Origin of the sequence: Alistipes sp. cv1, from assembly GCF_900240235.1 — a bacterium.
Classification (GTDB): Bacteria; Bacteroidota; Bacteroidia; order Bacteroidales; family Rikenellaceae; genus Alistipes_A; species Alistipes_A hominis.
On record NZ_OEPW01000001.1, the window covers coordinates 397,788 to 418,575 of the forward strand.

General features: G+C 56.0%; 16 protein-coding genes. 8 read left to right on the top strand and 8 right to left on the bottom strand.

Going from position 1 to position 20,788, the window contains the following annotated elements; translation table 11 throughout:
* Positions 1–309: 309 nt before the first annotated feature.
* Positions 310–750, top strand: coding sequence for a hypothetical protein (locus tag C1A08_RS01675; RefSeq protein ID WP_055205559.1), 441 nt, complete (start codon positions 310–312; stop codon positions 748–750).
* A 23-nt stretch (positions 751–773) separates the two neighbouring features.
* Here C1A08_RS01675 and C1A08_RS01680 read toward each other — a convergent pair whose 3' ends face one another.
* Positions 774–2,552, bottom strand: a complete 1,779-nt coding sequence (locus tag C1A08_RS01680) for an SMP-30/gluconolactonase/LRE family protein (RefSeq protein ID WP_101570955.1) — start codon at positions 2,550–2,552, stop codon at positions 774–776.
* A 103-nt stretch (positions 2,553–2,655) separates the two neighbouring features.
* Here C1A08_RS01680 and C1A08_RS01685 point away from each other — a divergent pair, with 103 nt between their 5' ends.
* The gene (locus tag C1A08_RS01685; protein ID WP_055205557.1) at positions 2,656–3,129 is read left to right on the top strand and encodes a GNAT family N-acetyltransferase; all 474 of its coding nucleotides are present in this window, start codon (positions 2,656–2,658) and stop codon (positions 3,127–3,129) included.
* Between the two features lie 69 nt (positions 3,130–3,198).
* Here C1A08_RS01685 and C1A08_RS01690 read toward each other — a convergent pair whose 3' ends face one another.
* The 4 genes from C1A08_RS01690 to C1A08_RS01705 all read right to left on the bottom strand — a co-directional run bounded on the left by C1A08_RS01690 (position 3,199) and on the right by C1A08_RS01705 (position 6,733).
* Positions 3,199–3,603, bottom strand: coding sequence for an acyl-CoA thioesterase (locus C1A08_RS01690; RefSeq protein WP_101570958.1), 405 nt, complete (start codon positions 3,601–3,603; stop codon positions 3,199–3,201).
* Positions 3,604–3,666: 63 nt separating this feature from the next.
* Positions 3,667–5,139, bottom strand: a complete 1,473-nt coding sequence (guaB, locus tag C1A08_RS01695; RefSeq protein WP_055205555.1) for an IMP dehydrogenase — start codon at positions 5,137–5,139, stop codon at positions 3,667–3,669.
* Positions 5,140–5,297: 158 nt separating this feature from the next.
* Entirely contained in the window at positions 5,298–6,074 is a 777-nt protein-coding gene (locus C1A08_RS01700) for a hypothetical protein (protein ID WP_055205554.1), read from the bottom strand.
* A 14-nt stretch (positions 6,075–6,088) separates the two neighbouring features.
* Complete coding sequence (locus C1A08_RS01705; protein WP_055205553.1) at positions 6,089–6,733, bottom strand: redox-sensing transcriptional repressor Rex; 645 nt, start codon at positions 6,731–6,733, stop codon at positions 6,089–6,091.
* Between the two features lie 140 nt (positions 6,734–6,873).
* Here C1A08_RS01705 and C1A08_RS01710 point away from each other — a divergent pair, with 140 nt between their 5' ends.
* Positions 6,874–7,524 (top strand): HAD family hydrolase, encoded by a 651-nt coding sequence (locus tag C1A08_RS01710; RefSeq protein ID WP_055205552.1) that lies wholly within the window; start codon positions 6,874–6,876, stop codon positions 7,522–7,524.
* Positions 7,525–7,616: 92 nt separating this feature from the next.
* Here the strand turns inward: C1A08_RS01710 and C1A08_RS01715 are convergent, their stop codons facing one another.
* The 3 genes from C1A08_RS01715 to C1A08_RS01725 form a co-directional block, all read right to left on the bottom strand.
* Positions 7,617–9,143 (bottom strand): hypothetical protein, encoded by a 1,527-nt coding sequence (locus tag C1A08_RS01715; RefSeq protein WP_125147225.1) that lies wholly within the window; start codon positions 9,141–9,143, stop codon positions 7,617–7,619.
* Positions 9,144–9,265: 122 nt separating this feature from the next.
* Positions 9,266–10,036 carry a potassium channel family protein gene (locus C1A08_RS01720; protein ID WP_081032636.1) on the bottom strand — a complete coding sequence of 257 codons (771 nt, stop codon included), beginning with the start codon at positions 10,034–10,036 and terminating at the stop codon, positions 9,266–9,268.
* A gap of 112 nt (positions 10,037–10,148) precedes the next feature.
* Positions 10,149–12,320, bottom strand: coding sequence for a TonB-dependent receptor plug domain-containing protein (locus tag C1A08_RS01725; RefSeq protein WP_257937030.1), 2,172 nt, complete (start codon positions 12,318–12,320; stop codon positions 10,149–10,151).
* 315 nt (positions 12,321–12,635) lie between these two features.
* On the opposite strand from C1A08_RS01725, the gene C1A08_RS01730 reads away from it, so the two are divergent.
* The 5 genes from C1A08_RS01730 to C1A08_RS01755 all read left to right on the top strand — a co-directional run bounded on the left by C1A08_RS01730 (position 12,636) and on the right by C1A08_RS01755 (position 20,717).
* Positions 12,636–13,313, top strand: coding sequence for a glycoside hydrolase family 25 protein (locus tag C1A08_RS01730; protein WP_101570963.1), 678 nt, complete (start codon positions 12,636–12,638; stop codon positions 13,311–13,313).
* Positions 13,310–14,887 carry an L-aspartate oxidase gene (gene nadB / locus C1A08_RS01735; protein WP_153497989.1) on the top strand — a complete coding sequence of 526 codons (1,578 nt, stop codon included), beginning with the start codon at positions 13,310–13,312 and terminating at the stop codon, positions 14,885–14,887. Before C1A08_RS01730 ends, nadB begins: the two co-directional genes overlap by 4 nt.
* The gene (locus C1A08_RS01740) at positions 14,887–15,675 is read left to right on the top strand and encodes a ThuA domain-containing protein (RefSeq protein ID WP_101570965.1); all 789 of its coding nucleotides are present in this window, start codon (positions 14,887–14,889) and stop codon (positions 15,673–15,675) included. The genes nadB and C1A08_RS01740 overlap by 1 nt, the downstream gene beginning before the upstream one ends.
* 19 nt (positions 15,676–15,694) lie before the next feature.
* Complete coding sequence (locus tag C1A08_RS01745) at positions 15,695–17,272, top strand: peptide chain release factor 3 (RefSeq protein ID WP_101570967.1); 1,578 nt, start codon at positions 15,695–15,697, stop codon at positions 17,270–17,272.
* A 763-nt stretch (positions 17,273–18,035) separates the two neighbouring features.
* Entirely contained in the window at positions 18,036–20,717 is a 2,682-nt protein-coding gene (locus C1A08_RS01755; RefSeq protein WP_101570971.1) for a TonB-dependent receptor domain-containing protein, read from the top strand.
* Positions 20,718–20,788: the final 71 nt, after the last annotated feature.

Genomic DNA, 20,788 nt, shown 5'->3' on the forward strand with positions numbered 1-20,788 from the left:
AAACCGGAGCAAACGACACGGAATCTGACAAACGAGTCGACTGGATGCCCGCGAGTTACGAAGACGGCAAACGGACCCGCGCTTTTCTGTTACGCGGATTTTTTATACATTTGTAGTGAACTCCATACTGAAGGCAGGGGAACCTGCCGCTTCTCGTACAGGGCGCTTTCTGCGCCCGTATGCTTCATACGGCGGTCCCGTACCCCCGTGTGGAGTGTTAATGCACCCACTGCCTTCAGGTGGAGTTCAACGGGAAAGGTGGGACCGTCTTTTTTTATATTCCCGCCTGTCACTAAACGCTTGATCGTCATGGACTCAACGAAAAGCAAAAATCCGGCTGAACAGGAAAACGGGGAACCCGGCCTAAATACCCTGAAAAAACACTATCTCGATCTCGCGCACCGCTTCTGCACGCCTCCCGACAATCCCCAATCGGAAACCGAATGGCTGTGGGAATTGCACTCGTTGCTTCACGGCACGGTGAAACTCATGGCGCACCTGAACGAACATACTGCGTCCGGGCCTAAAAACATCGGGAACCGTCATTGCATCCAGTTCATGATTCAGGAAAGCTTTTCCGCTCCCGACCGTCACCAACTGGTACGCACGATCACATCCTGGATCGGGCTTTCCGTAAAACTGGCCACGCTCCGAAACCGGACTCTGGAACTCCAGCGCGAATACGACGGGCAGTTGAACGATGTCCGAAAATTGCTGTACGCCTGTTGCGGCAATCCCGGAACCGTGTGACGTCCCGAGATCGCAGCAGCTACTTAACCCGCGCCGCCGGGGGACAGCTCGAAAGGTTCCGCCAACGGCGGTACGCCCGGCAATTTCATCTTCCGTTTATAAAGCCGGCCGTCGCAAACGATATATAAGGTATCGAAATCGGCTCCGCCGAAACAAAGGGACGTGACTCCGCCTTCGGGCAGCGTCAGGATCGCACGCACCCGCCCGTTACGGTCGGCCACCTGTACCTCCATCCGGGTAGCCACATAGAGGTTCCCGTCCCGGTCGACCGCCATCGCCGAGGCTCCGCTGCTGTCGGGCGTCCCGTCGTTGCTTTCGGACACGTGCAGCCAGTAAAAACGCTGGCCGTAACGCAACGACCCGTCCGGGCCGACCAGATAGCCGTATATCCAGTGAGACTGCCGGTCGCAGGCAAAAAGCAACTTCCGGTCGGGAGACATCGCCAGGGCGGACGGGGCATTCAAACCGTCGGCGACCTTTCCCCAATCGCCGTCGGCGCGCAACAGACCGATCGTTCCGCCCGGCTCTCTCCCCGCGCCCGCTTCAGCAACATACAAATTTCCGTCGCCGACGGCAAACAGACCGGACGGGCGGATTTTCTTCAACATTTGCGACGGCTTTCCCTCCGGGCCGTAAGCCGTAATCCCGGTTTTACCGCTGCCGAAAGCCAATAATCGTCCGTCCTTCGCTACCGCCAAACCGTCGCAGGGAGCGGCGTCCGCAACAAAAGGCACAACCGTCCCCGCCGAATCCAAACGGCAAACGCTCCGGGAAAGCGAATCGCTGAAATAAACATCGCCCTGCCGGTCGGCAGCCACGGCCTTCACCGAACGATACGACGAATCGATCGAAACCCACGTTTCCCCAGGGATCAGTATGCTGCGCTGCATATCGTTGCCGGACTGCCCCCCGCCGACCGGATTCGGCCAGCCGCGCCACAGCCAGCGGATCACGTCCGGGAAAATCGCCGTGCCCTGCACGCCGTCGTGACCGCCTTCGCCCCACGCATGTCCCACTTCGTAACCGGCAAAGCTGAGCGCCGCCTCCATATCGAGGTTCCCTTTGAACCAACTGCCGAACAGCGGGTTCCACGTATCTTTCGACCCGTCCTGCAGGAAAACGCGGATCGGCTTGGGCTCCGTTTTGCGGATCAGCACCGGATAGCGATCCCCGCCGCGCATCCCGACGAACGTACCGATGCAACTGTATACGCGGCTGAATAGGTCGGGACGTTCCCACGCCGCCGTGAAGGCCCCGATCCCTCCGCTGCTGCATCCGGCGATGGCGCGGTCCTTTCCGTTTTTGGAGATCCGGATCGGCCGACCGTCCGAAGCCTTTTTAAGTTCGACGTCGGGCAGCAGTTCGGTTTCGATGAACCGGACGAAATCGTCGTTGACGGCGTCGAACTCGAAGCTGCGGTTATAACGCACGGGAAAACCGGCGCTATCGATTACAGTCCCGGAACCGACGAAAACGCCGATCGTCACCGGAATCTCTTTTTTGTGAATCAGGTTATCGAATACGACCGGCGCATTGAACTGCACGCCGTCCAGATCGAAAAACAAGCAGGCGGGTTGAGCCGGATCGTACTGAGCCGGCACATAGACCCAATATTCGCGTTGGGTGCCGGGATAAATCTTCGAATCGTCGAGCGTGAAATGCAATACTTCGCCCTGCGGAACGCCGGGTTGTACCTGCGTGTCGGGATCGGACGGATAGCTCAGGTTAGACTGATCCTGCGCCAAAGAAAAACCATGCGCCACGACCAGCGACAACGCGGCCAAAATGAATCGTTTCATCATATCAGATTAAGTTAGATCCGTAAACGGAGCTTACAATATTACCGAAATAAAAGCGAAAATCAAAACCGAATACTTATCTTTATTGCAAAGAAAAACACAGGTTATGATCGAAATACGACAACTCAATCCGAGAGAACCCTTTCCCTGGAAACTGTTGTACACGGCCGATCCGTCGCGGGAAGCGGTGGCGGACTATACCGCCCGGGGCGTCTGCTTCGGCGCCTGGGAATCGGGAAAAATCATAGGCGTATCGGTACTGCTACGCACGCGCCCTTTTACGATGGAACTGGTCAACCTCGCCGTCGAGGAGTCCTGCCAGGGCCGCGGGGTCGGGAAGCGCCTGATCCGGCATGCCGTAGAGACGGCCCGCAACGCAGGATGTACCGTCCTGGAAGTGGGAACGGGCAACTCCGGAATCGCGCAACTGGCCCTCTACCAACGCTGCGGATTCTCGATCGATTCGATCGACAAAGATTTTTTCAGCAGACACTACCGTGAAAAAATCATCGAAAACGGCATCGAGTGCCGGCACATGATTCGGCTGAAAATGGAACTCGGAGAAGAACGAATCCCTTAACCGCCGGCAGGCAGGACTAATCGGAAACCGGAACCGCCCCGTTGTACAAGCCGGCGCAAGCTTGCGAAATCAAAAATAAGGCTCCAGCAGTTTCAAAAACCGCTGCGGGGCACGGCAGGCGCGGCGCGTGGCGCTGTTCATAAAGGCGAGCGTCACCGAACCGGTATTGATCCGCTCGCCGTTTTCCCGGTAAATCTCGAAATCGAAACGCATCCGCACCTTAGGCAGTTCGGCCAGCGTGACCCGCACGGTCAGCAGATCATCGTCGTAGGCGGGAGCCCCGTAGCTGCTGTGCACGTCGAGCACCGGCAGCATCACCCCGTCCCGTTCCATCTGCCGGTAAGTCGTCCCGAACTCGCGCAGCATTTCGGTCCGCGCCACTTCGTAATAACGGATATAATTCGAATGGTGTACGATTCCCATGCAATCGGTCTCGTAATAGCGTACCCGTATCTGAATGTCCCTCGTAATCATAATCGCATCGGTTATAAAAATAAAAAGCGCCTCTGCAACGAGGCGCTTCCTGTTTCACAATCGTTATTCGCCCCGGCTGTAATTCGGAGCCTCGCGGGTGATGCTCACGTCGTGCGGATGGCTTTCGAGCATTCCCGAGTTGGTGATCCGGATGAAGCGAGCCGTTTTCAGCGTCGCGATGTCTTTTGCGCCGCAATACCCCATGCCGGCGCGCAGACCGCCGATCATCTGGTAGACCACTTCGGCCAAAGTTCCCTTATACGGTACGCGGGCGGCGATCCCTTCCGGAACCAACTTTTTGATATCGTCCTCCATGTCCTGGAAATAACGGTCTTTCGATCCCTGCTGCATCGCCTCGAGCGAACCCATGCCGCGATAAGCCTTGAATTTACGTCCGTTGTAAATGATCGTCTCGCCGGGCGACTCCTCGACGCCCGCCAGCAACGATCCGGCCATCACCGCATCGGCCCCGGCGGCCAACGCCTTGACGATATCGCCCGAATAGCGCAACCCGCCGTCGGCGATCACCGGAACGCCCGTACCGGCAACGGCCTTGGCGACATCGTAAATCGCCGAAAGCTGCGGAACCCCCACCCCGGCAATCACGCGCGTGGTACAGATCGACCCCGGGCCGATTCCGACCTTCACGCCGGAGGCTCCGGCGGCAACCAGCATCTTCGCAGCCTCGCCCGTAGCGATATTTCCCACCACGACATCCAGGTCGGGATACTCCTTTTTCACCCTTTTCAACATTTCGATCACATGGATCGAATGTCCGTGCGCCGTATCGATTACGATGGCGTCCACCTGCGCCTCGTACAGCGCGGCCACACGCTCCATCGTGTTGTAGGTAACCCCGACGCCGGCGGCTACGCGCAAACGCCCTTTGTCGTCCTTGGCCGCATTCGGGTTGGCCTGCACCTTCGTAATATCCTTGTAGGTCAGCAACCCGATCAGGCGGTTGTTGTCGTCCACGACCGGCAATTTCTCGATTTTGTTTTGCAACAGGATGTCCGAAGCGGTCTGTAGGTCGGGATTGTGCGTGGTGATCAGATTGTCCTTGGTCATCACCTCCTCGATCCGGCGCGACATGTCGCGCTGGAAGCGCAGGTCGCGGTTGGTAACGATCCCGATCAGGGTGTTGTCCGGCATCACGACCGGGATACCCCCGATCCGGTTCTCCTTCATCAGCACCAGCGCATCCCCCACGGTATTATCCTTGCCGATGGTGATCGGATCGTAGATCATGCCGTTTTCGGCGCGCTTCACCTTGCGCACCTGGGCTGCCTGTTCGGCAATAGTCATATTCTTGTGGATCACGCCGATACCGCCTGCCCGGGCGATCGCGATCGCCATATCGGCCTCGGTCACCGTGTCCATAGCCGCCGAAATGATCGGCGTATTGATCTGAACGTTGCGCGAAAAACGCGAAGCAATGCTGACTTCACGGGGAAGAACTTCCGAATAGCCCGGGATGAGCAACACATCGTCGAAAGTCAATCCTTCTGTCTGTACTCTGTCTGTTAGGAACGGCATGGTATGATCTGTTTAAATAAATAATTTCGGCTCGCTTATTCGGTATATAACGCAACGTCCGGCGGACTTATCGCCGACCGGTAATTTCGATACATCCAAGTAAATTTGTGCAAAATTAATAAATATCCGCTAAAATCCACACTACGCGACCCAACTTTTTACCGGAATTCGATGGCTACGGCAGCCGAAGCCGGCACCCCGTCAGTCCGGTCGAGACGCAACCGACGGTCGGCCGAAACGGCCAGGCGGGCCGCAAAACCGGCCTCCGAAAACTCTTTCGGCCGGCAAAACACCGGATACTCGCCCGCAGGAGGCAGCAGCTTGACCGGTTCCACGCCGGACAGCGCCCCGTCCCCTTCAAGCCGGGCGCAGATAAAATAAGGAGCGTCCAGATAATCCGCCGCACGGTAAACATCGCCCGAAAGAATCATCCGGCGGATCGCCGTCGAACTGACTTTGCTCTCGCCGACCTGCTGACACGGCATCCGTTCCAGCGCGAAACCGCATTCGGCGCTCAATGCGGAAAGCGAATCGTAGTCGCCCTCCTTGTTATGCCCCAGATGGTGATTATAGCCGACCAGCAACGCATCCATATGCAGTTTTCCGACCAGGTCGTTGCAGACGAAATCACGCGGACTGCGCCGGCTGAACGCTTTGTCGAAAGGCACGACGACCGTAGCGCCGACTCCCACAGACTCCAGCAGACTCAGTTTTTCGGGTAGCGTACTGAGCAACATCACCGGTTCGCCGCCCACGATCGTACGCGGATGCGGATGGAACGTAACGACCACGCTTTCGCCGCCCCGTTCGGCCGCCAGCGCATTGATCCGCGCGAGGATCGTCCGGTGACCGCGGTGCACGCCGTCGTAAGAACCGATCGTCACCACCGGCCGACGGATCGCGTCCGTCCTTTCGAAACCGTAAAAAACACGCATCCGGATGATCGTTTTCAGTTTTGAGCGTCCGTACTTTCCTCGGCCTCCTTGACAAAATAGGCGACCTTTTCGAGTACGGTCGTGATATCGTAATTTTCGACAAAAATCCCGCGCGGGAAATTGAGCGGCATCGAAGTGAAATTCAGCACTCCCTTGATCCCGGCATTGATGATCGGCACGACCAGTTCCGACGCGATCGACGTCGGCGACGACAGGATCACGATCTTGATGTCGGACTTCTGCACCTGCTCTTCGAAACTCTCCATGCCGTAACACGGGATGCCGTCGATCTCGTGCCCCACTTTATCCCCGTCGACGTCGAACGACGCTACGATCCGCAGTTTCGACCGGCGGCCGTTGAAATATTTCGTCAGTGCCTGTCCGAGATTCCCCATCCCGAGCACCCCGATATTGACAACGTTCGGACTGTCGAGTATCCCGCTGATAAAATCGATCAGCACCTCGACGTCGTAACCCTTTTTCGTATCGCTCGAAAAGCCGATCAGCATCAGGTCACGCCGCACCTGAACGGCCGTAATGCCATGAATACCGGCAAGTACGTGCGAAAAGATATGCGTGATGCCCTGATTATGGCAAGCAAGCAGCGTGCGGCGGTATTCGCTCAGACGCTCGATGGTTTTTTCGGGAATTTCACTCATGCGGCAGCGGATAAAGAATACGCAAAGATAGCATTTTTCGCCGCCAATGCCCAAACCGGAGTCCGGAATCCGTCCTGGGAAACCGGCAAAACCCGGAAAAACATTATCTTTGCAGAAAAATTCAATAAGCAAAGAAGGCTATGATCAAGGGAGTAATTTTCGACATGGACGGCGTTCTGGTGGACAACCGCGACGCACACATCGAGGCATTCGAAATCATTTGCAGGAAATACGGGGTTCCGTTCGACCGCGAAAAATTCATGCCTACGTTCGGCATGACCAACGACCTGATCCTCGAACGGCTGATGCCCGAGGTAATCAAGACGACGGACTGGAAAAAGATCGCCGTCGAAAAGGAAAACATCTACCGCGAAATCTTCGAGCGCACGATCGCTCCGGCCAAAGGACTGGTCGATTTCCTGAAAGCGCTGAAAAAAGAAGGGTATAAAACCGCCGTAGGATCGTCGGGCAACACGCCGAACGTCAACTTCGTGCTCGACCGTTGCGGAATCGCCGGATACTTCGATGCCATTGCCAACGGCGACATGATCACCCGCGGCAAGCCCGATCCGGAGGTCTACCTGCTGGCAGCTAAAAAACTGGAACTCGCTCCCGGCGAATGCATCGTGGTCGAAGACGCCCCGGTAGGCATCCGGGCCGCCCGCAGCGCCGGAGAATCGGTCGTCGCCATCGCTTCGACCTTCCGCCGCGAAGACCTGTCCGATTACGACATCCTGATCGACGACTTTACGCAGATCACGCCGGAAGACATCCGGAATTTGAAAAAATAGCGGCGCGCCCCCGCTCCGGAATCGAAATGCGGGGAAGGTTATACGCAACGTATAACCTTCCCCGCATTTTTTCGGATCTGCGGAACAGAATCTTATTTCACGGCAGGCAAAGTAAAAGTTTCCGAATGATCGGCATTCCTCGTCCGTTCCCAGCAGGTTGTCCCCATCTTTCCGCAACTCGATTTAAGCTGCACGGACAGGGTGCCTTTGAACTGCGGAGTCCGGCTTTTCACCGGCGTCGAAATAATAAAGTCCGTACCGGCCTGAAGTTTGGTCCTCCCCGTCAGGCTGCCTTCGTACATATTGACACAGGCCGTAGAGAACGGGGCGTAAGTCGTGCGCACGCCGCTCAGGATAAAAGACCACGAAGCCTTGCATTCCGAACCGTTATCCCCGTTATCGGCAATCGTTACGTCGTTTACCGTGTAGGTATGGCTGTTGGACACGGAAATTCCTCCGCTCAGCCCGACCGTAGCCCCGGCACTCTCACCTCCGAATTTATAGGAGACGTTCCCGCCCAGGTTCCAGGAGAATCCGGACGTATAGGACTGGCTCGACTGCGTGGAAGTGGGCGAACTGCGGTGAATCTTCACATCGTTCGCATTGCTCACCGGCTCGAACGTAACGTCCACCTGCCGGCCGAACCATTCGCATACCTTGGCGATTCCGCTGACGCTTTTACTATAAACTCCCACGTACGTATTTTTAAACGGGCAGGAAATCTCCTCGTGGATATAATAGTAATTACGCTGTTCGTCTTCGCTGAATGCATACCACACGTCGAACTCCACCTGGTAGTTATTCGTATGCGATCCTTTTTTCGAACTCCGGTAGTCGCTCGACTCGATTTTCTGGGATTTGTAAATATAGAATTTGGTCGCATTCATCAGTTGGGTCAGTTCTTTCTGCTCGTCCCCGCTTTTGGTCCCGTTCGCGACCGACATTCCGGCTGTTCCGTTTACAGCAGCCAGCGCATCTTTAATTTCGGTCAGCGCCATATCGCACAACTCCCCCTGACTGAAATCGTCGGTAAAATCGCCGTCCGTATCGGTCGGTTCGAGCAGCATCGCAAGGCTCGCCGCTCCGGGTAGCGGACCGGTCCATATCCACAGGGGCAGTTCCCCGCCGTTAGGCTCCTCTTCCGCATCTCCGACCGCATACGGATTATAATTCTCCACCATGCGGCAAACCCGTTCGAAATCCCTTTCGGAACCTCCTTCCATAACCAACAGCACCCCCGCTTCGTGCATCTTTTTCAGGGCGTCCAGTCCCGCCGCGTTCCCTACGATGGAAGACGCTTCATCCACGTTGAAAAGCAGGCAGTCTCCCTGCGACGGAATCGAAACGCCGTCCCATTTCTGAGCGGAAGCGAAACGCGATACGAAATTGTCTTTCAGCGAACAACTATCCGTCGCCGCATCCGCATCGGAAAAGAAATAGAGCGTCGTATTCATTTTGACCTCTTCCTGATCCGTTTCCGGCTGCGGATCGACGTCGTACAAATCCGGGTCCACCGCATTGTCCACCGTCGGATCGTCCGTCCCTTCCTTTTCGTCCGCACAGCCGACCGTTCCCACGAACAGAGCGGCCGCCATCGCACAATACAATATCCTTTTCATCTGTTTTTTTAATTTGAACATGAAACAACGATTATATCGGCAAAGATACTGCATATGACCCGAAATCCGACATCGGAAAACGTAAATTATGACCCGGCCGAAACGTCGTTCGGCCGGAAACCTCAGGAACCGGCTTCATCCGCACCGGATTGCCCGCCTTGCTGCTTATGCGACTGAAAACGGCTCGTAATGTATACCGTAAAAATCGGGAACAGCATCATGCCCGACGCGGCCAGCACGACGGAAAGCACCTCGCCGGTACCCGTCCTCGCGAAGATATTCGACCCGACGGTGGTGACGTTCATAAAAGCCCACCACAGAGCCTCGCCGTAGGAAGTGACGGCAGGATTGACCGGATGCTCCAGCATGAAAAATACGAGACTGGCGAAATAGGTCAGCGACAGGATAATCAGAATGTAGGAAACCAGCAGGCTGGTCAGTTTGCTGCGCGTGATCCACCCCACCGTAATAGCCAACCCGTATCCGCCGCGCACCAAGGGCATCAACCGGAAAATGTAGGAAATCTCCGAAGCCGGGTTCATCTGGAAATAGGGAACCAGATGCAGGTAGGGAATCGCGACCAAGAAGAAGAGGAAATTTCGCCAGACGAACCTCATCTTTTTCGGACTCAGGTACAGCCGGTAAAAAAAGTCGATCAAAAAAACGATACAGACCCAAAGCTGTATTTTCATGTACGACTTATAGTAAAGCTGCTGCGAATCGTGGAAAACTTCGAAAGACAGCGCAGCGATCACCAGCACGCTGCCCAACAACACCAGCACGTTCAGCAGATTGCGGATCGCCTTCTCGATGCGGGCGCGGACCGGAGGTTTCGAAAAGGCGGCCGGATCGCCCCCCGCCGTCCGGGACGGAACGGAAACAGAATTATTCATAACGATTGCGTAATTGGTTGAATACTCAATCCCACGCAAAAAAAATGCCTTACTGCCCCGCCCCCGAAGATCGCGCGGTTTTCGCCGGACACTCCGCAGGGGCGCGGCACGATCAATCGTGTCCGAACGCGTAACTGATCCGCACGAACATGTTCCGGGGCGACGTGATGTCGGAATTGAAATTGACGATCGACGGCTGGCGGTTGAACATATTGTTCACGCCGACCGACAGCGTAACCCGCTGCGGGAACGTAGCATTGACGACGGCGTCGCAGACCGCATATCCGTCGTGATGCGCCGTATAGGTTCCCGTCCAATATTTCATACTCGCCATCGAAGAGCCGGTCATGTCCAGCACCGGCATAAAGTCTTCGTAATCCTTGGCTCCCACGTAACGCACGGCGGCATTCAGTCCGATGTAGCATTTGCGGATCATAAAACCGTAATCGGCCTGGAACGTCGCGGTATGCGGACTCGGGAAGATATACTGAGTGGAGCTCTCCGGAGCGTCGTCCGTCTGGTAGATATAATTATAATTGGCCCGGACGAACAACCCGCGCGCCAACCGCACGTTAGCCATCACTTCCACGCCGGCGAACTGGCTGCGGTTGATATTCTCGTACTGTAAGATCGTCTCCACTCCTTCGGCATGTCCGCGCACGTCGATCTTATTGCGGAAAAAGCTTTTATAAGCGGTAGCCGAAAAATTGACGCCCTCGCGGTTGTATTCGGCGGCCAGCGAGACGTAGTGGTTCGTTTCGGGGCGCAGGCGGTCGTTTCCGCGGATCACGGTGGTTTGCCCCGGGATCGGCACCGTAAATTCCATATACATCTCCTTCAGCGACGGAGTCCGGTAGCCGCTGGCGTAATTCGCCCTGAGCGAACAGTGACCGACCGTATATTTGGCCGACAGCTTCGGCGTGACGCTCCATCCGAAACGGTTGTTGTAGTTGCCCCGCACGCCGGCTACGAAACTGAGCGCATGCCCGTTGAGAATTTCGTCCTGGACGTACAGCGATCCGGAGGTCATGCTTTCCGGCGCGTCGAAACCGAGCGAATCGCGATTCAAGTCGAAACGCAGCCGCTCATTGACCATTTCGACGCCGGTCGTCAGCCGGTTGTACTCGCCGGCCTGAAGCGTCCACAGCAGACGCGGGATGTTGTACGAATGCCGTTGCTTGGGAACCGTCGCCGACGAAAGGCTGTCCAGGTTGCGGTAATAGCCGTCGTGCATGAACGACAGGTAAATCTTATTGTTCCTGTTCGGCGAGTGCTCCATCTGAGCCTTCACGTTGTAGCCGCTGTACGACTCGTAGGTCCACGGTTTCGAATTGTTCGACATCGGGTTCTCGTCGAGGATGCTGCCGTTGAAATCGTAGCGGTTCTTGCTGAAATAACTTCCGGTCACCTGAAACCTGAACTTATCGGACAGTTCGTAATCGAAACGCTGGCTGACATTGATGTCGCGCCACCCGCTGACGCTCAGTCCCCGCTTATCGGGCGCAACGCTGACCGTCGTATCGCGCACCGTCCGTCCGACGACGAATACCGGCATGCCGGTCGCCGGATCCATCTGCGGACGCATACCGACGACGTTGCCTTCCGGCCCGAGCACCGGAATCATCTTCGGCGTCATCATGTTTAGCGAATCGTAATGGCGCACTTCGTTTTTGGTTCCCACCAACCGGTAGGCATCGGTCGACCGGTACGAAAAAGCGGTCAGCGACTTGAACTTCCCAAGGTTGAAACCGATCGAGAAATCGCCCTTCAGGTTCGGCAGATCGAGCTTGTCGCGGTAAAATCGGCTGTCGCGCGGCGTAGCGCTGCCGGCCAGGCTGTCGCCTCCGTTTCGCTGGAACGGCGTGCCGTAACGCAGCGAGGCGTTGATTTCGTATTTTTGTACCGGCATCCGGGTAATCAGGTTTACGACGGCGCCCATCGCGTTCGAACCGTACAGCACCGAAGAAGCGCCGCGGACGATCTCGATCCGGGCGATGTTGTCCATCGGAATCCGCGCATAGTCGATGTTGCCGTAAGTTTCGCCGGCGATACGCTCCCCATCGACAAGGAACAGCACATAGCGCGCATCCAACCCCTGGAACGACAGCGACGAACCGTAACCGGCCTGGTGGAACTCGACGCCGGCAAGCTCCCCTTCGAGCGCCTGCTGCAAAGTCGCCACGCCGCGCCGCTGGATGTCTTTGGCCGTAATCACCCGGGTGATAATCGGGGTGTCTTTCAACATCAGCGGCGTGCGCGTAGCCGTCACCACCACTTCATTCATATTGTAGGATAAACTGTCGGGGGGCAATGCGGAAACTTTTCCGGTTTCCGCCGCAAATCCGCGGGATACCGCTACGACAGACAGGACAAGGCATAAAATCCGTCTCTTCATTTGCTCTCTCAAAATTTGGGTTACCGAGCTCTCAATCTTTGCAAAGCTAAAACTATTTTATGGAAAAATGGTATACGCGATGAAAGAAAAACAAAACCGTTTTGTAACTTTGCGCACCCGGACAAGGTCGAAACAAACGTCGGAATACGCAGAGCCCCTATCCGGCCAATATTTAACAAGGCGCTTAACGCCGAAAATTCTTTTATGCCGAACGTTCGATATTACATTTTCCTGCTGGGTATGCTGTTTCTCGCGCCGGCCTGCCGCGAAAAGACCGCGAGCGATTTCGAAATCTGGGGACTGGATGTCTCGCGGCACCAGCAAAATGTCAACTGGGAAAAAGTCATCGAAAGCGAAAAACCTTATTTCGTACTGATCAAGGCCACCGAAGGAACGCTGATCGTCGATCCGACCTACGAACAGCACCGCAAAGAACTCGAAAAGGCAGGTATCCCGTGGGGAGCCTATCATTTTTTCGGACACCGCACCTCCGGCAAGGAGCAGGCGCGGAATTTTATTAAAACGGCCAAACTACAAAAGGGGAACTTCCTTCCGGTGCTCGACATCGAACCGCACCGTTTCATGACCGATCCGAAAAAAATGGTCCGAGAGGCGAAAGCCTTTTGCAACGAAATCAAACGCTATTACGGAACCAATCCGATCATATACTGCTCGACGAATTTTTACGAAACATACCTGCACGGAGACTTCAAGGCAAAAAACTACCCGCTTTGGATCGCCGATTACCGCGGGTGCCCCGAGCTGGACTGGCAAATCTGGCAGCATACCGATTCGCATACGATTTCCGGCATACGGCGCAAGGTCGACCGGAACGTCTTCCGAGGCAGTGAACAAGAACTTCAAAAGCTGATTTTGCAATGAATATAGAAACGGATTTTCTGGTCGTCGGCAGCGGTATCGCCGGACTCAGCTTCGCGCTGAAAGCCGCCGAATACGGAAAGGTAATGATCGTCACCAAAGGCGAGCTCGGCGAATGCAACACGGATTACGCGCAGGGCGGCATCGCATCGGTAATGTACGATCCCGACACGTTCGAGAAACACATCCACGACACGCTGGTGTGCGGCGCGGGCATTTGCGACCGGGCGGCGGTCGAACAGGTCGTGACGCATGCGCCGACGGTCATCAAACAACTGATCCACTGGGGCGCGAAATTCGACAAGGACGGCTCGGGACGCTACGAACTGGCCCGCGAAGGAGGGCACAGCGAGCACCGCATCCTGCACCACAAAGACATCACCGGCCACGAGATCGAACGCGCGCTGATGCGCCGCGTCAAGCGCCACCACAACATCGAAATCTACGAGCATCATTTCGCGGTCGACATCCTGACGCAGCACCACCTGGGCAAGTTGGTCAAAAAAAGCACGCCGGACATCACCTGCTTCGGCGCTTACGTGCTGAATCTGAAAAAGCATGAAATCTATACGGTGCTGGCCAAAATAACGGTCATGGCCACCGGCGGGGTCGGCAATATTTACCATACGACGACCAACCCGGCCGTAGCGACCGGCGACGGCATCGCGATGGTACACCGCGCGAAGGGAGCGGTCGAAAACATGCAGTTCCTGCAGTTCCACCCGACCTCGCTGTACAACCCCGGCGAACGGCCGTCGTTTCTGATCAGCGAGGCGATGCGCGGGTTCGGCGCGCTGCTCAGGCTGCAAAACGGCAAGGAGTTCATGCACAAATACCACCCGATGGGGTCGCTCGCGCCGCGCGACGTTGTGGCGCGCAGCATCGACCACGAAATGAAAATATCGGGCGACGAATTCGTTTACCTCGACATCACGCACAAAGACCCGAAAGAGGTCATCAACCACTTCCCGAACATTTATCAGAAATGCCTGTCGGTCGGCATCGACCTGACCAAGGATATGATCCCGGTCGTGCCGGCGGCGCATTACTGCTGCGGCGGCGTGAAGGTCAACCTGAACGGGGAGTCGTCGATCCGGCACCTGTACGCGCTCGGCGAAACCTCTTCGACCGGTCTGCACGGCGGCAACCGCCTGGCGTCGAATTCGCTGATGGAAGCCGCCGTCTATGCCGACGTAGCGGCGCAGCACGCCATCTCGCTGCTGAATACGATCGAGTTGCAGCGCAATATTCCGGCCTGGGACTACGAAGGCACGGCCATCCCGGAAGAGATGGCGCTGATTACGCAGAATTACAAGGAGATGCAGCTGATCATGAGTAATTATGTCGGCATCGTGCGCTCGAACCTGCGGCTCGAACGGGCCAAACGCCGCCTCGAAATCATTTTCAAAGAGACCGAGGAGTTGTACCTGAAATCGACCCTCAGTCAGCACCTGTGCGAACTGCGCAACATGATCGCCGTGGGCTATCTGATCATCAAGCAAGCCGAGGCGATGCACGAAAGCGTCGGGCTGCACTACTCGATCGACTATCCGGCCAAACCCGTAAACATGGAATAATGTTCAGAATAACCGCCTTTCTACTGTGCGCGCTGGCGCTGCTCGGCTCGTGCGCGAACGAACGGCAGGACGACCGGACGGCCGACCTGCGCGGCAAAAGCGTGCTCGTATTCACCGGGCATGGCGACGGCTATGTACATGAAAATATCGCGGCGTCGGCGCGGATGCTGCAGGAGATGGCCGCCGAAAACGGCTTTGCGGCAGATACGACGTCCGACACGGCCGTATTTTGCGACGACTCGCTGGCGAAGTACGATGCGATCGTCTACGCGAACGCGAGTTACGTCGAACCGCTGCTTGACTCCGCGCAGCGCGGCGCGTTCGAACGGTTCGTCCGTCGGGGCGGCGGCTTCATCGGCCTGCATGCGGCGGCCTGCACCGGGCGCGGCTGGGAATGGTTCACGCAGATGATCGGCGGGCGCTTCGATTTTCATCCGCCGCTGCAACGACTGACGTTGAAAGTGGTCGACCAATCCCATCCTTCGACCGCACAGTTGCCCGATACGCTACAAACCGAAGACGAACTGTACGTATTCAAACGGCTGAACCCCGAAGCGCGGATCCTGGCCATCTGGGAAACCGCCGGCGTGGACTGGGCCGGCCGCGAACCGGAAGCGCTGACGCCGAGTATCCCGGCCGTATGGTGCAATCAGTTCGACGGCGGACGCAGTTGGTACACCGCCCTGGGACACGACAGCCAAAATTACGACGATCCGCAGTACCGGGCGCAGGTGCTCGGCGCACTCCGCTGGGTCGCCGCCGGGCCGGCTCCGGAAAAACAACCGTAACACCGTAACGAACGAAACGATGGAATTAGAACAGGAAATACGACGCAGGCGGACATTCGCCATCATCAGCCACCCGGACGCAGGGAAAACGACGCTAACCGAAAAACTGCTGCTCTTCGGCGGGGCCATCCACGTGGCCGGGGCCGTCAAATCGAACAAAATCAAGAAGGGAGCTACGTCGGACTTCATGGAGATCGAACGCCAGCGGGGAATCTCGGTCGCCACGTCGGTCATGGGCTTCGAATATAAGGATGTAAAAATCAACATCCTGGATACGCCGGGGCACGAGGATTTCGCCGAAGACACTTACCGTACGCTGACGGCCGTCGACAGCGTGATTATCGTAATCGACGGAGCCAAAGGAGTCGAAACGCAGACCCGCAAGCTGATGGAAGTGTGCCGGATGCGCAACACGCCGGTAATGGTTTTCATCAACAAGCTCGACCGGCCGTGCAAAGACCCGTTCGACCTGCTCGACGAAATCGAAAAAGAGCTGAAAATCAAAGTGCGTCCGTTGGCATGGCCGATCAGTACCGGGCCGACGTTCAAAGGCGTGTACGACCTGTACGGCGACCGGCTATCGTTGTTCTTCGGCGCCGACAAGCAGTCGGCCGAAGGGGAAACGCTCGACGTCAAACTAAACGATCCGGCTATCGACAAGTACATCGAACCGTTCACGCAGCACCTGCGCGACGACCTGGAACTGGTCGAGGGGGTCTATCCGCCGTTCGAATTGGACAGCTACCGGGCCGGAACGGTCGCGCCGGTTTTCTTCGGCAGCGCGCTGAACAATTTCGGCGTCCGCGAACTGCTCGACTGTTTTATCGACATCGCCCCGTCGCCGGGAAAATCGCATACGGCGCAACGCGACATCGACCCGTACGAACCCAAACTGACCGGATTCGTTTTCAAGATCCATGCGAACATGGACCCGAACCACCGCGACCGCATCGCATTTCTGAAAATTTGTTCGGGAGTTTTCGAACGCAATAAACCGTACCTGCACGTACGTTCCGGCAAAAACATCAAGTTCGCCGCGCCGACCGCATTTATGGCCGAAAAGAAATCGGTGATCGACGAAGCCTATCCGGGCGATATCGTCGGCCTGCACGACACCGGCAACTTCAAAATAGGCGACACGTTTACCGAAGGCGAACAGTTGCAGTTCGTCGGCATCCCGAGCTTCTCGCCGGAGTTGTTCCGTTACATCGAAAACGGCGACCCGATGAAATTCAAGCAACTGGCCAAAGGGATCGACCAACTGATGGACGAAGGCGTGGCCCAACTGTTCACCAGCAAGATGAACGGCCGCAAGATCATCGGCACGGTCGGGGCGTTGCAGTTCGAAGTGATTCAGTACCGGCTCGAACACGAATACGGCGCGCTGTGCCGCTACGAACCGGTGCAGGTGTACAAAGCCTGCTGGGTCGAGTCGGATAACGAGGCGCAAATGGAGGATTTCCGCAAACGGAAGTTCAACAGCATGGCGCTCGACAAGCACGGCCGCGAAGTCTTCCTTGCAGACACTTCGTACGCGCTGTCGCTGGCCCAAGAGAAATTTCCGGACATCCGGTTCCACTTCACGTCGGAATTTTAAAACGATACAATCGTACAAAACGAGCTCCGGCCCGAAACCGGAGCTCGTTTTGTTATTCCCCGCCGGGAAAAGCACAATAAAAAAGTCCGATTATTTCATTTTCGACGGATTATTTTTTAACTTTAACAAATCTTCGTACCGAGGACAATTTACGACAAATCGCATAATTATAGGATGTTAACCCGGGATGAAAAAAAGACTTCCTTTTATCCATTGCATTCTTTGCGATATGGATATACCTGACGATTCAGACGATTCTGTCAAAATATTGGGATACGCTCGCTTTCGCCGTTTTCGTCTTGACCGTGTCGATTGTTCTTGCATATATCAAAAATAAATTTGTCTCGCGGATCATACGGGGAATACTCGTTTTATATGTCGTAACCAGAATTTACCGAAACGGAATTTTCAGCTAATCCTCAATTCGAAGACCATGCCCGGAAAACGATTAACGACTAAAATATCGGGAAACAATCCCCTTCTTTTGTTCTCGGCGCTCCTAACAGGATATAGCCCCATGATTCTGCTGAAACGATGGGACGTACTCGTTATGGGTATCGTCCTGGTTGCCTGGCTCGCATGTCCCGCAATCGTCAAAAACAAAATCGTCTTACGAATCATAAGGGGAACGTTCATCGTCCTCATAACGACAATCATCATCTGGAGAGACGAAATATTCAGTTAATCCACCCCGAATAATCATATGCGTTTTCTTTGGAAAACCGCCGGATAAACTATATCTTGGCAACCAAACCTAACACCTTTGAAACCCTACATACGCTTTACCTTCGCCTTTTTGTTATCCCTATCGGCAGGTACCGCGCTCGCCCAAACCAAAACGGGATCACTGCACGGCGTAGTGGTCGATTCGGCACAGCGTGTCCCGCTGATCGGAGCGACCGTAACCGTCGCTTCGCTTTTCGACACGGTCACCGTAATCACCGACAGGCAAGGAGCTTTCTCGATCGGACGAATACGCGATACGCTCGTCCGCACCCGAATCTCATACATCGGCTACCGGGATTTTTCGAGCCGGGTACGGATCGGGCCGAAAGGCACGCGGATGGATACGGTGGCGCTCGGAACGGCCGATTACCAGCTCGAAGCGGCCGTCGTACAGGGCGAACGCCCACTGATGGGGCAGCGCGGCGACACGCTGATTTACCACGCCGAAGCGATACGAGTGCTGCCCGGCGACGAGAGTATGCAGTTGGTGCTGCGGATGCCCGGCATGGAAGTCAAAGACGGAAAGATCACCGTGATGGGGAAAGTCGTCGAACGCACCTACGTCGACGGCAGGCCGCTGTTCGGGGAAAATTCCGAATCGGCGCTGCAATACCTCGAAGCCCGCGACGTGATCGATATCCAGGTATACGAAGAGCTGGTCGAAGAGGAAAAAATCAAGAACAACGCGAACGGGAAAAAACGCACGGTCATGAACCTCATAACCCGCAGCAAACCCGAAAAAAGCATCAACGTCCGCGTCGAGGGCGGCTACGGAACCGACCTGGACGAAGGGGCCGACGGTCGGCACGGAGAGCGTTACCGGGCCGGCGGGACATACCGCTATTTCTCGGAAAAACGAAGCATGGGCGTACGCGCAGGAACCAACAACAGCAGCCAGGGGTCGGGCTACAATAAAAACACCTACGCCTCGGCCGACTTTTCGAAGCGCTGGGGGAAAGAATTTTTCATCGACGGCAATTACAGCTACAACAACGATTTCAACCGCTCGCAGTCGATCTCCCGGCAGGTTTATTTTCCGACCGAGGATTACCAGTCGCGCACTTACGACGATACGTCCAGAACCGAAAACGGATCGCAGAACCACCACGTCTCGCTGCACATGCGCTACAATACGAAAAACGACTTTCTGTTTTTCGCCCCGAACGCCCGTTTCTCGCGCAGCGTCTCCCGGAGTTACCGCGGCGCGCTGAACATGCTCGACGGCGAAACGCTGAACCGGGTCGCCACCTCGCAACGCAGCGACGGCGACAGTTACAACATCTCCGAAAACCTGGCCTGGTCGCATGCGTTCAAAGAAGGGAAGCACGGATTCAGCCTGTCCGCGGACGGCACGCTGAGCAAAAACAACGACGACGGCTGGCAGGTCGATTCGCTCTCTTCAACCAGCGACCGCACCTACTTGGAAAACACGGCCGAAGGTCACAACCGTTCCGTTTCGGGCGGCATCGGCTACTTCTACCGTTTCAAGGAAAAATACTCGGTCGGGGTCAATTATCACATTTCCTATGAAAACAGCCGGTCGAAACGGCTTGCCGTCGACCGTTTCACCGGGCAGGTCGACACCTCGCTGACCTACGACTACTCGCGCAACTATACGACCCAGAACTACACCTTCAACATCAGCCATTTCACCGAGAAGCTCTACTTCGCCGTCAATGCCGGATACCGGTCTTCCCGGCTCAACAAGGACGAAGCGTTCCCGGACGAACGGCGCGACCGAATCACGTTCCGCAGCTTCCAGCCTTCGGCGTCGCTGAACTATACGATCAGCCCGACGCGGCGCATCTACGTCAACTACTCGTCCAACGCGCAACAGCCCGGGGTCGAACAGCTCCGCAACGAACTGAACTACCAGAATCCGCTCAGTCTGTCGGGCGGCAATCCGGATCTGAAACAAAGCAACATGCACTCGGTATACATCGGATATACCGCCACCAAAACCGAAAAATCGCGCACGTTCAGTCTCAACTTCAACGGTAGCGTCACCGCCCGCGAGATCGCCACCAAACAGGTATTCTTCACCGAAGACACGCCGCTGCCCGAATACAACGGCTACATCGCTCCGAAAGGCGCTACGCTGACCACGCCGGTCAACGTGAACGGCGCCGGATCGATGCGGTTCGGCGCCGGCTACTCGCTGCCGGTCAAAGCGCTCGACATCACGTTCAGCGCTAACGCCGGATGCGCTTACAGCCGGCGCCCCACCTATATCGGCGACGAGCTGAACTACACGAACAGCCTCTCTCCGAACCTCAGCCTCAGCTTGATCGGCAACAAATCCCTCGTCTACCAGTTTTCGCTGTACACCAATACGGCGTACAACCGCACGTCAAACTCCCGGAAATCGGACAACAACACGATCAACCAGACCGTAGCGACGAACCTGACCGTCAACATCGTCAAAAAGATATACGTCACGGCCAACTACAACTACTCGCTCTATCACAACTTCTCGTACGCCGACGGCGACGTGAACACGCACATCCTGAACCTAACGTTCGGCTGCAAGCTGTTCAAAAAACGACAGGGCGACATCAACATCACCGCCTACGACCTGCTGAACCGCACCGCCAACTTCTCGACCAGCATGTTGGCCGACTACATCAGCTATAACTGGACGCAACGCTCCGGACGCTATCTGATGTTGAACCTCAGTTACAAATTCGACAAAACGGGAAAACTGAAAAAGAGAGATTAGCATCCGGAAACCGCCGGAACAGGAAAAACAAGAATTTGCTAAACTTTTTTAAAAACAACCGGAAATTTCGT

Bases quoted from the DNA above. Each gene is read 5' to 3' on its own strand.
- C1A08_RS01675 (WP_055205559.1), top strand. From the start codon at position 310: ATGGACTCAACGAAAAGCAAAAATCCGGCTGAACAGGAAAACGGGGAA.
- C1A08_RS01680 (WP_101570955.1), bottom strand. From the start codon at position 2,552: ATGATGAAACGATTCATTTTGGCCGCGTTGTCGCTGGTCGTGGCGCAT.
- C1A08_RS01685 (WP_055205557.1), top strand. From the start codon at position 2,656: ATGATCGAAATACGACAACTCAATCCGAGAGAACCCTTTCCCTGGAAA.
- C1A08_RS01690 (WP_101570958.1), bottom strand. From the start codon at position 3,603: ATGATTACGAGGGACATTCAGATACGGGTACGCTATTACGAGACCGAT.
- guaB (WP_055205555.1), bottom strand. From the start codon at position 5,139: ATGCCGTTCCTAACAGACAGAGTACAGACAGAAGGATTGACTTTCGAC.
- C1A08_RS01700 (WP_055205554.1), bottom strand. From the start codon at position 6,074: ATGCGTGTTTTTTACGGTTTCGAAAGGACGGACGCGATCCGTCGGCCG.
- C1A08_RS01705 (WP_055205553.1), bottom strand. From the start codon at position 6,733: ATGAGTGAAATTCCCGAAAAAACCATCGAGCGTCTGAGCGAATACCGC.
- C1A08_RS01710 (WP_055205552.1), top strand. From the start codon at position 6,874: ATGATCAAGGGAGTAATTTTCGACATGGACGGCGTTCTGGTGGACAAC.
- C1A08_RS01715 (WP_125147225.1), bottom strand. From the start codon at position 9,143: ATGAAAAGGATATTGTATTGTGCGATGGCGGCCGCTCTGTTCGTGGGA.
- C1A08_RS01720 (WP_081032636.1), bottom strand. From the start codon at position 10,036: ATGAATAATTCTGTTTCCGTTCCGTCCCGGACGGCGGGGGGCGATCCG.
- C1A08_RS01725 (WP_257937030.1), bottom strand. From the start codon at position 12,320: ATGAATGAAGTGGTGGTGACGGCTACGCGCACGCCGCTGATGTTGAAA.
- C1A08_RS01730 (WP_101570963.1), top strand. From the start codon at position 12,636: ATGCCGAACGTTCGATATTACATTTTCCTGCTGGGTATGCTGTTTCTC.
- nadB (WP_153497989.1), top strand. From the start codon at position 13,310: ATGAATATAGAAACGGATTTTCTGGTCGTCGGCAGCGGTATCGCCGGA.
- C1A08_RS01740 (WP_101570965.1), top strand. From the start codon at position 14,887: ATGTTCAGAATAACCGCCTTTCTACTGTGCGCGCTGGCGCTGCTCGGC.
- C1A08_RS01745 (WP_101570967.1), top strand. From the start codon at position 15,695: ATGGAATTAGAACAGGAAATACGACGCAGGCGGACATTCGCCATCATC.